This window comes from Shewanella profunda (assembly GCF_023283765.1).
In the GTDB taxonomy this organism is placed as follows: domain Bacteria; phylum Pseudomonadota; class Gammaproteobacteria; order Enterobacterales; family Shewanellaceae; genus Shewanella; species Shewanella profunda.
On record NZ_JAKILG010000024.1, the window covers coordinates 1 to 11,899 of the forward strand.

General features: G+C 44.0%; 9 protein-coding genes and 2 rRNA genes. 7 read left to right on the top strand and 4 right to left on the bottom strand.

What is annotated here, in order from left to right; genetic code table 11:
- From L2744_RS12375 to L2744_RS12385, 3 genes are all read left to right on the top strand, one after another.
- A 23S ribosomal RNA gene (locus tag L2744_RS12375) occupies window positions 1-218 on the top strand; the annotation flags it as partial.
- 137 nt (window positions 219-355) lie between these two features.
- Window positions 356-471: ribosomal RNA gene (gene rrf, locus L2744_RS12380) — 5S ribosomal RNA — on the top strand.
- Between the two features lie 281 nt (window positions 472-752).
- Window positions 753-2,027: a CinA family nicotinamide mononucleotide deamidase-related protein gene (locus L2744_RS12385; protein ID WP_248992191.1), complete on the top strand. Its 1,275-nt coding sequence runs from the start codon at window positions 753-755 to the stop codon at window positions 2,025-2,027.
- 93 nt (window positions 2,028-2,120) lie between these two features.
- On the opposite strand, the gene L2744_RS12390 is transcribed toward L2744_RS12385, so the two are convergent.
- Window positions 2,121-3,308, bottom strand: coding sequence for a flagellar assembly protein T N-terminal domain-containing protein (locus L2744_RS12390; protein WP_248992192.1), 1,188 nt, complete (start codon window positions 3,306-3,308; stop codon window positions 2,121-2,123).
- A gap of 4 nt (window positions 3,309-3,312) precedes the next feature.
- Window positions 3,313-4,041, bottom strand: coding sequence for a flagellar basal body L-ring protein FlgH (locus L2744_RS12395; protein WP_248992193.1), 729 nt, complete (start codon window positions 4,039-4,041; stop codon window positions 3,313-3,315).
- 586 nt (window positions 4,042-4,627) lie between these two features.
- Here L2744_RS12395 and L2744_RS12400 point away from each other — a divergent pair.
- Both L2744_RS12400 and L2744_RS12405 read left to right on the top strand, forming a co-directional pair.
- Window positions 4,628-5,428 carry a hypothetical protein gene (locus tag L2744_RS12400; RefSeq protein ID WP_248992194.1) on the top strand — a complete coding sequence of 267 codons (801 nt, stop codon included), beginning with the start codon at window positions 4,628-4,630 and terminating at the stop codon, window positions 5,426-5,428.
- 194 nt (window positions 5,429-5,622) lie between these two features.
- Window positions 5,623-6,084, top strand: a complete 462-nt coding sequence (locus L2744_RS12405; protein ID WP_248992195.1) for an LPP20 family lipoprotein — start codon at window positions 5,623-5,625, stop codon at window positions 6,082-6,084.
- Between the two features lie 171 nt (window positions 6,085-6,255).
- Here the strand turns inward: L2744_RS12405 and L2744_RS12410 are convergent, their stop codons facing one another.
- A complete protein-coding gene (locus tag L2744_RS12410; protein WP_248992196.1) occupies window positions 6,256-6,810 on the bottom strand; it encodes a YceB family lipoprotein in 555 nt (184 codons plus the stop codon).
- Window positions 6,810-9,479: a phosphoenolpyruvate carboxylase gene (gene ppc / locus L2744_RS12415; RefSeq protein ID WP_248992197.1), complete on the bottom strand. Its 2,670-nt coding sequence runs from the start codon at window positions 9,477-9,479 to the stop codon at window positions 6,810-6,812. Before ppc ends, L2744_RS12410 begins: the two co-directional genes overlap by 1 nt.
- 622 nt (window positions 9,480-10,101) lie before the next feature.
- On the opposite strand from ppc, the gene argC reads away from it, so the two are divergent.
- A complete protein-coding gene (gene argC / locus L2744_RS12420; RefSeq protein WP_248992198.1) occupies window positions 10,102-11,082 on the top strand; it encodes an N-acetyl-gamma-glutamyl-phosphate reductase in 981 nt (326 codons plus the stop codon).
- A 32-nt stretch (window positions 11,083-11,114) separates the two neighbouring features.
- Window positions 11,115-11,897, top strand: coding sequence for an acetylglutamate kinase (gene argB, locus L2744_RS12425; protein ID WP_248992199.1), 783 nt, complete (start codon window positions 11,115-11,117; stop codon window positions 11,895-11,897).
- Window positions 11,898-11,899: the final 2 nt, after the last annotated feature.

The following is an 11,899-nucleotide window of genomic DNA, read 5'->3' on the forward strand; positions in this document are numbered from 1 at the left end:
TGTTCGGGTTGTCATGCCAATGGCATTGCCCGGTAGCTACGTTCGGAATCGATAACCGCTGAAAGCATCTAAGCGGGAAGCGAGCCCCAAGATGAGTCATCCCTAGGAATTAAATTCCTCTAAAGAGCCGTTCGAGACTAGGACGTTGATAGGCATGGTGTGTAAGCGTTGTGAGGCGTTGAGCTAACATGTACTAATGACTCGAGAGGCTTAACCATACAACCCAGATGGGTTTTACTGCAAAGTGACCTTAGACAGAATATAAACACTTAATGAAGTGTGAACTCAAAGCAATCAGCTTTCCGAATTATTATTAACGTGAGCCAGAGACGGACACGGTAATAAACAGAATTTGCTTGGTGACAATAGCATTGTGGAACCACCTGATCCCATCCCGAACTCAGAAGTGAAACGCAAACGCGCCGATGGTAGTGTGGGGTCTCCCCATGTGAGAGTAGGTCATCGCCAAGCGCCTAATTATCTTGTAAAGATGTAACTAAGCCAGCTGAATAAGCTGGCTTTTTTGCGTCTGTAATTTGTACAATTTAGTCTATTTTTCCTACAGATGAGTAAGATTTTTTCTCCATCACACACAATAATCTGTGCCGTCTGGCTTTTATTTCTACCTTTATTAAGGTAATGCTCCGATTTCGCTACAGTGATCTTAACGCTGGATCGAGCCTAGCTATTGCTATTAGTTAAGCGGTTACTTACCTTATATTTTAATTTGTTGGGGTAGATAAGGATCTGAGATGAAGTTAGAGATGATTTGTACTGGGGAAGAGGTGTTGGCGGGGCAGATTGTTGATACCAACGCCGCTTGGTTTGCCAGTACTATGATGGAGCATGGTGTCGAGATCCAGCGTCGAGTGACTGTCGGCGATCGCCTAGAGGATCTAATAGCAGTATTTCAAGAACGTAGCTTACATGCCGATGTGATTTTGGTTAATGGTGGCCTTGGGCCGACAAGTGATGATATGTCTGCAGAAGCTATGGCTAAGGCGAAAGGTGAATCATTAGTTGAGAATACGCAGTGGCGTGAGCGTTTAGAGGATTGGTTTACCCGTAATAACCGTGAAATGCCCTTAAGCAATCTTAAGCAAGCTATGTTGCCAGCATCTGCCATAATGGTTGATAACCCAGTGGGAACCGCCTGTGGCTTTAGAGTTAAGCTTAATCGAGCCTGGTTATTTTTCACACCTGGGGTGCCTTTTGAGCTCAAACACATGGTGATCGAGCAGTTTGTCCCTTTTATCCGTGAAGAATTTAATCTTGATTCCAAGGTCGCCCTAAAGAAGCTGTTGACCATAGGCCAAGGTGAGTCGGCTTTAGCAGACAAATTAGAACCTTTAGAGTTGCCCGAAGGCATTACGATTGGCTACCGTTCTTCTATGCCACATATTGAGATTAAGATCTTTGCCCGTGGCGAGAAGGCGATTGCAGTATTACCTCGGGTCGCTGGGCATATTAAGATGGTGCTCGGTACCGCGGTCGTCGCAGAAGATAAAGCAACTCTTGCCGAAGAAGTTCATTATAAGTTACTCAACTCTGGTTTGACCTTAAGTGTTGCTGAATCTTGTACTGGTGGCATGATCACCAGCCAGTTGGTTGATTTTGCAGGGAGTTCTTCTTACTTGCAACATGGATTAGTCACTTATAGCAATGAATCTAAAGTGCGCGTATTAGGTGTCAATCCTTCAACCTTAGATGATTATGGTGCCGTTTCAATTGCGACTGTGGAAGAAATGGCTAAGGGTGCAAGGCAAATCTTAGACAGTGACTATGCGCTGGCTACCAGTGGGATTGCAGGGCCTGATGGTGGGACAGAACAAAAGCCTGTGGGTACGGTTGCAATAGCACTTTCGACTCGGCGTGGCGTGTATAGCCAGATGCTTAAGTTTCCAGCCCGCTCTCGGGAGTTAGTTCGTGGCCTAAGCGCTGCTGTCGCATTTGATATGTTACGCCGCGAGTTACTTGATGAAGCCGTAATTGTCGACTACGGCTCATTTAAACGTGCGTTGAAGTGAGTGGTGCTTAATCCACCTAACAAAAACTGTGACGATATCGCCACAGTTTTTGTTTAGAATAAATCCTATTTGATTGGTATTAGCTAATGATATTTATGGATTGAAAGGCATTATCACATCGAAGAGATCAACTTGATCTTGTTGTTTTCCTTGTGAATTACTTTCAGGAGATACTCTCAATAAACTTACATTATCGCTTGTGTGAATAACATCTAAGATCACAGGTGAACTTAATGGAATGAGTAAATTGAGCATGCCATTTGTGGTCGGTAGATTCCGTTGTTTGACTAGTTTGAACTTGTCATCAAGTTTTACGCCATGTTGGGTACCTAAGTTAATGGTCACCAAATCATCCTCTTTATAGAGTATGCTGGCACGGGTCGGCTGACAGCTTAAGGTATCGTTAATATCACTTGCTGCATTGTATAATGTGTCGACTATTACTTTGCCATAATCGCTGCGCCAGAACAGACTATTGGCAAGATCCACTGTTGCGTTTGAATCAAAGCTCCATCCTCCTTCTCCATGATATTCGGTTTGCAATAGCAGGCTTTGGCTTAACCTGTCGTAGACAAAGACCTTGATGGTGAAATTCCGCATGGGCTTGATTTTGGTTTGCAGTAACTGAGTCTTTTTCTCTTCAAATAAGCTTACATCACGAATGTATCCGAAGATCAGGTACTGACTTTGAAAACGGTGACTGAGAGACAGAGAAATCGCTTCAATATGTTTAATGTCTATACTATCTAACGGCTCGTCAACATCGACAATTGTTTGTGGCAATAAGGTTTCAACGAAGATGCTGGGTTGATTAGTCAACTTGGTTTTAAAGCGTGAACTGATGTGATCTGGGAGTTTATAGATCCCGCCGTCGGACGCTTGCGCTGGTATCAGTAGCGGAAATTGGCCAATAATGATCTGTTTTGTATATTTGTCTTTAATACAGTTAGTTTGGGATTGAATATTTACTTTTAGGTTAATTGTTAGGGCGTTTTGTGCAACCGATTCGTTGAGTATCACAACCTCAGCAATATGATTTTCTGATAACAGTGCGCTCGAGCTTTCAGCTAAAATGCCGTTGGTTACAGTGTTTTTTATGCTGATGAAACTGCTGGCTTGTAACGATGCATTCTCAATTGCCTGCTTTATAGTTTCAGAGCGTATCTTATTATAGTCTTCATCACCTAGCGATAGTGTGGCTTGGCCGATATACCATTGTGCATGGCAAAGTGGTGCGATTAGCCCTAATGCTAACAATAGAATCCGCATGCTTGCTTGCATCTAATTATCCAAAAATATTGAGGAGTTTACCTATTAGAGAGGTATCTTGATTGTCCTGCTGTTCGCCTTTTCCACTGACTTCAATTACGGAGTTACCCACTAAGATAGAGTCAATTGAATGGTCATATGCGATATCACTGACTCGTACTTCGCCAGAGAAGCGGACGTATTCATCGCCCTTATTGAGTTTGATCCACTTTTCACCAGCGATTATCAAGTTCCCATTAGGTAATTTTTCTCGAACAGAGACCGTTATAGTGCCTGAAAGCGAGTTTTTATGGTTGCTGGCGGATGAGCTATCAAAAGACTTTTCTTGCTTGTAGTCAGCGCTGAGATTGTCGTTGTTGATGGCAATGTTACCGGCTTTGATATCTGGGGATAATTCGAATTGGTCAGACTTATCTCGCTGGTAGCTCAGCGACTTTTCGGAAGATATTTTTTCGTTTAGCCGAACTAAGATCATATCGCCAATCTCATAACGGCTGTTGTTTTGATAGATGTCTCGCATGTCACTCGCGTTAAAAATGGAGCCTGTTACTGGCTGTACTTGGGATAAGTTCCCATCACGCACGGGCCGATATTCTGGTTCTCCACGAACAGGCCCAGCTTCTTTGGTGAGTACTTGTAAGATTGTGTCTTCTTTCGTTGGGCTTTTTATTTCTTGCTTTTCGACCGTTGTACAAGCGGTAAGTAATAAACAGAGTAGTAGGTAATATATCGTCGTGGATTTCATTGATATAAAATTCTTATTGTGTCGTTTTTTTATGTTATCCGAAAAATTTATGGTTTGAATGTTTTTACGGTTTCTTTTCAATTCTTTTCAGTGAGACATTAAAATGATTACAGTTATTTACGTAACTATTGTTTAATTTACTTTTGTTTAAGTTGTTGCGCTAATTGTTATTTTGAATTTTATATCTCGGATTTTCTATGATCTAAACAATAAATTTACGTTTAAATACAGTATGTTGTTTATTTTTTGTGATATGGTCGATATCGATGGGTAGGAATGCTGCATTATTTGATTATCAGAAGTTTATATTTTGGATGGCTTTACTCTAGGCAACTGCTGATTTTTAAATTCAGTATTATATTTGTTGCTATTTCTGCGTTTGTTGTTTAATAATCAGATTTGAAAGCCTTTTTAAATCTATATTTTTAGTTTTATTGCTATATGTTAGTTATCAGATTGGATTAACTTATGAAATCTCATTTGTATAAATTATTTTATAAGCAAGTTTAAATTGTTAGCTTAGTTCTTATCATAAAAACAACATAGTTATTAAGATTAATATAATAAATAGCCATCATGGATATATATGTCATTGGTTGATTTACTAAAAAATGGTACGGCTCAGGCTAGTACCGCAGCAGTGGCGACCAAGAGTACGGGCCCATCTTCCTTGGCTCCGGATACTGGTATCGCATCTACGACAACATCAGAACAAGCTGGGTTTAGCCAAGTCTTTGCTACTATGTTGTCGAACCAATCACAGTTGATAGGTAGTCTGGTTCAAACCGAAACGGCTATCGATGTCAGTGGGATAGGAAACTTGGCTGCGGTTGACACGAGTCAAACAGAGACTTTTACTGAACTCCAGTCTCTGTTTTTAAGTGGAGCCGGGTTAGCATCGGTATTCCCAGCCAGTATGATTAGTTCAAGTGGCACGACACCACTTGTCGATGCTAATGCTCTTACCCAATTGCAGCAAGGGATGTTAAGTGGGCTCGCCAATAACCTTGTTGGAAAGAGTGCTGTTGACACAAGTGGCGTTAATATTGACACCAGTACTGGTTCTGAGTTGGTTCAGTTTGGATTTGGCGTAGACGGTTTAGATCAAAACGACCTATTTGATTCCATCAACGTACTTAATCACATCCCATTAGTATCAGATTATTATCAATCAGCCACCGATACCCATATCAGTAATGCATCAAAACTAGCGGGTAGCTTTATTTATGGCGGCGTTCCGGGATTAGCTCTTTTGGCTGTGGAGGTGGGCGTAGATTACTTTGGAGGCTACAAGGTTACAGATCTCATCGGATCGATGGGATTGGAACCGATGGCTAACAGTGTGGAGGAGGTAATCCAGCCAATTACGGATCTGACTTCGATGTAGTCGTCTTGAGTTTAATCCGTTTAACACTAGGTATTATGATCTTAAGTGGATGTATTTTTAACACTTTTTGCCTGGATATTAAGGGTGCATAGATATTAAAAAGGCCCAGAACCCTATCTGTATCATTTTAGCTTTAGAATTTTTCTCCCTATAGCTGCATCTGCAGTTGAATTAGCTAAAACGCGAGAATTTATATGCTACGAGATTTAATTATTTTGGTCGCCCTTTACTCTTTAACTGGCTGTAATATGTTGAAATCCACCAATGAGCCTTATACTCCGTCGACTTTCCCTGTGCTGAGTGCGATCGGCTATGCGCCGATCGATACCCAGCCGTCAGAATTTCATACTGAGAAAGTCTTAATGGCGATGGAGTCATCGAAGATTTTGGCTTATCGCGAGTTAGCTGAGCAGGTCTATGGTTTACAACTTGATTCGAATACTAAGGTCAAAGATTGGTTGGTTAACGTTAATGTGACCAGTACAAAAGTCGGTGGTTTAATTAAAGGTGCACGAGTGGTGAAATCCTATCCCGTTGATAAATTTTATGTCACTGAGCTGGAACTGGATTTTCGCTTAGTATGGGAGCTTTATCAGCAAGCAGATAGCCCTCGCCAAGAGCGTGTTTTAGTGATAGAACCTGCGCAGAATTTTTAGATAAATACTGCAATATCAATTACATCAGTTATTTTAATCTTCGTAATGGCTTAAATATTCTGCTTTGATTAGGTAAAATTAATGCTTTGTCATAAGCATATAGATTACATATGGCATAGACAAAGCATTAGCTGATACTTAAAACGACACCCATTCGATGTAGCTCAAGTGTTATTTAGTGTTCTCTTGGAACTGTAAGATCAGTTTCCCAGGAACTACCTCTATTCGCTTCGTCATCTCGGCGATTAAGGCTTGGTTACTCTCTTTGATATCCAGTACATAGACTGGTTGAGTCTCAAGGAAATGAGTTAAAAACTGCATAACTTGAGGCGCTATAGATGTTATCGCTTTTTCAATATCCTTCGGTGTTGACTCTACTTTGACTAACTTAAGCTGGCGCAGATAGACACTGTGCGTCGTGCTGTCATACCAAGGCTTAGCCTCAAATGTCGTGGTGAGTTTTGCGCTCAATGGGAAGATCGGATTCTTAATTGATACCTGCGCCGCGGCACTTACGCTCATAGTGTCAGGTTTTTCACCTAGTCTGACGCTGATGTCGTTAATGCGAACTTCTGTGCCAACCAATTGATTGCCTTGTTTTACCTCAAAGTGGATCTCTTTGCTGAGGTACTGTTCCATTTCGCGTTCGCTGATACTGTACTGAGAGACGCAGCCGCCCAGCAGTACAGTCAGTCCTAAGCAAATTGTGTGGTAAAGTTTTTTCATTAACCAGTGTTTCTCATACCCGCTGCCACACCTGCAATGGTCAGCATTAGCGCTAACTGCACATGTCCAGACGCGGGTGTTTCGGTGGTTTCTTTACGCGTCCGTGCTAATAGCTCGGTTTGTAAGAAGTTTAATGGATCGATATACGGATTTCGCAGCTTAACAGACTCGCGATTCCACGGCGTATGCGCCATTAAACTATCCGATTTTGTCAGTTCAAGCACGACTTTAATGCCCAATTCTAAGCGTTGGCGCAAGGTTTCGCCTAAGTGATGCAAGTCCTTCGGAACTAAACAGGTTTCGTAGTAGCGGGCCAAATTGGGTTCTGCCTTGGCGTAAACCATTTCCAGCATTGAAATTCGGGTGCTGAAGAAAGGCCATTCGCGTTCCATCTCTTGGAGTAAGTCCATTTCGCCACGTTCACTGGCAGCTTGTAGTGCTTCACCCGCACCGAGCCATGCTGGCAACATCAAACGGTTTTGTGACCAAGCAAAAATCCACGGAATTGCCCGCAGACTTTCGATCCCACCATCGACACGACGTTTGGCTGGACGACTACCGAGTGGCAGCTTCCCTAATTCCACTTCTGGCGTTGCCGCGCGGAAATAAGCCACAAAATCAGGTTCATCACGTACTATGCCGCGGTAAGCGCCCACTGATTCTTCGGCGATACGTTGCATGCAATCGCGCCATTCTTGCTTCGGTTCTGGCGGTGGTAACAGTGTCGCTTCCAATACGGCCGAGGTATACAGAGCTAAGCTCTGAACTGCGAGTTTTGGCAAGCCAAATTTGAAGCGGATCATCTCGCCCTGTTCGGTAACACGAATGCGGCCATCTACCGAACCCGGTGGTTGGGATAGAATTGCCTTGTGTGCCGGGCCGCCTCCGCGACCAATACTGCCACCACGGCCATGGAACAGAGTGAGCTTCACGCCCGCTTGTTTACAGACTGCGACTAATTGCTCTTGGGCACGATACTGAGCCCAAGCCGCAGCCATGACACCTGCATCTTTGGCTGAGTCAGAGTAACCTATCATGACTTCTTGCATACCCTTGGTGTAACCACGATACCAGTCGATATCGAGCAAGTCGGTAACACACTTAGCGGCGTTGTTTAAGTCGCTTAAGGTTTCAAATAACGGCACCACGCGCATTGGGTGCGAGCAGCCCGTCTCTTTGAGTAATAGTAAAACCGTTAATACATCCGATGGTTTACCCGCCATCGAAATCACATAGGAGCCGAGTGCCTTGGCGGGATGTTTAGCGATTAAACGACAGGTATTGAGCACTTCGGCCACATCGGCTGAGGGTTGCCAGTTACTTGGGATCAGCGGACGACGATTGCTGAGTTCACGTAATAAGAAGGCTTGCTTCTCTGTTTCGTCCCAATGATTGAAATCACCCATGCCGAGATAGCGCGTTAACTCGGCGAGCACATCGCTGTGACGGCTGGCGTCTTGGCGAATGTCGAGTCTGAGCATATGAATGCCAAAACAGGCGAGGCGACGGAGGATATCGAGCAATAAACCGTTGGCGATTAAGCGCATGCCGCAGTCGGTTAAACTCTTATAGAGCATTTCTAACGGCGCTTTGAGATCGCTTTCTTGCCAGATCAGGCTCGATTTATCGACTTCAGGATTATGGCCTTCGATGCGCGCATTTAAATAATCTATGGTATCGCGCAGCCTTTGACGAAGTGAGCGTAATACATGGCGATAGGGCTCGCAGTTATTGTTGGTATAAGCCTTTAACTCATCATTGGCTTCTTCCATCGACAGCTCACCAACGAGTAGGACGATATCTTTTAAGAATAATCTGGCGGCGGCATGGCGGTTACGGTCGAGCACTTCTTGGGTGACTTTGGCAGTTACAAACGGGTTGCCATCGCGATCGCCACCCATCCAACTTGAAAAACGCACTGGCGCGATATCAATGGGTAATTGCTGGCCAGTGCGTTGTTGTACTTGATCGTTAAGCTGTCTTAAAAAGTCAGGCACTGCATGCCAGAGCGACTCTTCAATGGTGGATAATCCCCAGCGGGCTTCATCCACAGGTGTTGGACGCTCGCGGCGGATCTCATTGGTGTGCCATATTTGCGCGATTAATTGGCGTAGGCGCAGGTTGATTTGCTGACGCTCTCTATCCGACAGTTGGTCATTTTCCTGCTCAGTTAGGCAGTCGACGATGGCTGCGTACTTTTGGATCAGGGTACGACGGGATATTTCAGTGGGATGCGCCGTCAGTACTAGATCGATATCTAATGTTTTTAGGCAATCGAGCATCTTTGTTTGATCAATCCGACCATTAAGCATGCGGCCTAGAAGTTGTTCCACCGGATCTGGTACACAGACGAGTTCGTCACAGTTACGACTAATAGTATGAAATTGCTCTGATAAGTTAGCTAGATTGAGGAACTGGTTGAATGCTTTTGCGAAAGGTACTAACTCTTCGTCGGGAAGGGCTGTGAGTAACTCGAGCATTTGCTCTCTGGCGGCTTGATCGCCTCGGCGTGAATCTTTGGCAAGTTTACGGATCTGTTCAACCTTTTCAAGAAAAGAGTCCCCAAGGTGGGTACGCATAGTGTCACCGAGGATTTGTCCTAACATACTCACGTTCGATCTTAATGACGCATACATATCTGTCATATTGTCTGCCATGGTTACTGCCATAGTTACTCCGAATAAAAAACACGAAAAATCTGCTTTACATATCACCCGTTAGCACAATACCTACCACTTGGGTCAATGGTCAACAGAAGAACTTATAACTTATACGACTGGCTTATTTGATGCGCAATCAATCACGGTAATTGATGAAGAATATTCAATAGAAATGCGAACTCTCGCAACATTTCTTGATAATTAGCGTAAGTGAATATGAAGTGCATTATTTTAAGCTTGGTGTTTATGTCTCCTAGCTGTTAATAAAAAGGATTGATATTTTGCGAGTCTAGCCATGGATAACAGATTTATTAAAGGGTTAGCTTAACTAAGCATGTTGGAGTGAGATCTAAGTTTATCGATAAAATACCGAAATTTATTAAAAATATATATTCACATATATTGCATAAATAGATCTTTGTGGTAGTCTAGCCAACAGTTGAGATGAGTCACCATCAGTGGCCTACAGAGTAAATATCATGATGCAAAGTATTAACCCGACAGTGAATAAAATAACAACCTATTACGATTTTCTGCGACGATAGCCTTGTCATTATAGTTATACGCTGATGCGTGTACGCTATTCATCTATTCTTTAAGTTTCTTTAATTCGGTTTATAAGACAAAACACATGAAAAATATCGCCATTATCGGTGCCAGTGGTTACACAGGCGCACAGCTCACCGCTTTAATCCATGCAGAATCAGATCTGACGATTCAGGGTTTGTATGTTTCTGAAAATAGTTTAGATAAAGGTAAACCTTTAGCGGATTTGTATCCTAGCTATAGCCATATCGCATTAACGCTGTCGCCATTGTCCGATGAAGCTAAGGCTAAAATTGTTGCTGAAGCAGATGCCGTGGTCTTAGCGACTGAGCATTCAGTAAGCTTGCATTTAGCGGCTTGGTTTTATGCACAAGGTTTGGCGGTATTCGATTTAAGCGGGGCTTACCGTTTCAGCGATGTAGCCCAATATCCGAAGTGGTATGGCTTTGAGCATGAATATCCAGAGATTTTAGCCAAAGCCGTATACGGCCTGGCTGAATGGAACGCCAAAGAAATCGCTGCGACTAAGATGATTGCCGTACCTGGTTGTTATCCAACGGCATCACTTACCGCACTAAAACCACTGGCGAGTTTACTGACATCGGCTTATCCGGTGATCAATGCGGTGAGCGGCGTGACAGGTGCGGGTCGCAAAGCGCAGTTACACACCAGTTTTTGTGAAGTGAGCCTAACGCCTTACGGCGTATTAGGTCACAGACATCAACCCGAGATCGCCACTCAACTCGGACAAGAAGTGATTTTCACTCCGCACCTTGGCAACTTTAAGCGCGGCATTTTAGCGACAATTACTGTGCAGCTAAAACCGGGCACAACCACTGCCGATGTGGCAGCGGCCTATAGCGTGTATGACAAGGCACCATTGGTAACCGTGAAGCACAACCAGTTCCCGAAAGTGGATGATGTGGTGCTTACACCAAACTGCCACTTAGGTTGGAAGTTTGATGAAAATAGCGGTTACTTAGTCGTAGCCAGTGCCATCGATAATTTGATGAAAGGTGCTGCCAGCCAAGCGCTGCAGTGCATAAAGATTCATTTTAACCTTTAATTGTTCATCCTTAATTTAAGAGAGTCGTCAAGATGTCTACAAACAACTCAATATTAGTTCTTAAAGTTGGTGGCGCGCTGCTGCAGTGTGAAATGGGGATGGCGCGGTTAATGGATACGGCTGCGGTTATGTTAGCCAATGGTCAGCAAGTGTTGATGGTGCATGGCGGCGGCTGTTTGGTGGATGAACAGCTAGCGGCCAACGGCATGGAAACCGTCAAGTTAGAAGGTTTGCGGGTGACTCCGCCTGAGCAAATGCCGATCATTGCCGGTGCCCTTGCGGGTACTTCAAACAAGATCCTCCAAGGCGCAGCCACTAAGGCGGGCATTGTGAGCGTGGGCATGAGCCTCGCCGATGGCAATACTGTCTCGGCTAAGATTAAAGATGAGCGTTTAGGCCTTGTGGGCGAAGTCACGCCAAAGGATGGCACTTATCTTAAGTTTATCCTCGCCCAAGGTTGGATGCCGATTTGTAGCTCGATCGCCATGATGGACGATGGCCAAATGCTTAACGTCAATGCTGATCAAGCGGCGACGGCATTAGCTAAATTAGTGGGCGGCAAGTTAGTGCTACTGTCGGATGTGTCTGGCGTGCTCGATGGTAAAGGTCAGCTCATTCACAGTTTAAATGGCAAGCAGATTGCTGACCTTGTTAAACAGGGTGTGATCGAAAAGGGAATGAAGGTCAAAGTGGAAGCTGCGCTCGAAGTGGCGCAGTGGATGGGGCAGGCGGTACAAGTTGCCTCGTGGCGTGATGCAAGCCAATTAATCGCATTAGCAAAAGGTGAAGCCGTAGGAACACAAATACAACCATAAGT

What these genes read in the sequence shown, in the direction of transcription:
- L2744_RS12385 (WP_248992191.1), top strand. Translation starts at nt 753, where the DNA reads ATGAAGTTAGAGATGATTTGTACTGGGGAAGAGGTGTTGGCGGGGCAG.
- L2744_RS12390 (WP_248992192.1), bottom strand. Translation starts at nt 3,308, where the DNA reads ATGCAAGCAAGCATGCGGATTCTATTGTTAGCATTAGGGCTAATCGCA.
- L2744_RS12395 (WP_248992193.1), bottom strand. Translation starts at nt 4,041, where the DNA reads ATGAAATCCACGACGATATATTACCTACTACTCTGTTTATTACTTACC.
- L2744_RS12400 (WP_248992194.1), top strand. Translation starts at nt 4,628, where the DNA reads ATGTCATTGGTTGATTTACTAAAAAATGGTACGGCTCAGGCTAGTACC.
- L2744_RS12405 (WP_248992195.1), top strand. Translation starts at nt 5,623, where the DNA reads ATGCTACGAGATTTAATTATTTTGGTCGCCCTTTACTCTTTAACTGGC.
- L2744_RS12410 (WP_248992196.1), bottom strand. Translation starts at nt 6,810, where the DNA reads ATGAAAAAACTTTACCACACAATTTGCTTAGGACTGACTGTACTGCTG.
- ppc (WP_248992197.1), bottom strand. Translation starts at nt 9,479, where the DNA reads ATGGCAGTAACCATGGCAGACAATATGACAGATATGTATGCGTCATTA.
- argC (WP_248992198.1), top strand. Translation starts at nt 10,102, where the DNA reads ATGAAAAATATCGCCATTATCGGTGCCAGTGGTTACACAGGCGCACAG.
- argB (WP_248992199.1), top strand. Translation starts at nt 11,115, where the DNA reads ATGTCTACAAACAACTCAATATTAGTTCTTAAAGTTGGTGGCGCGCTG.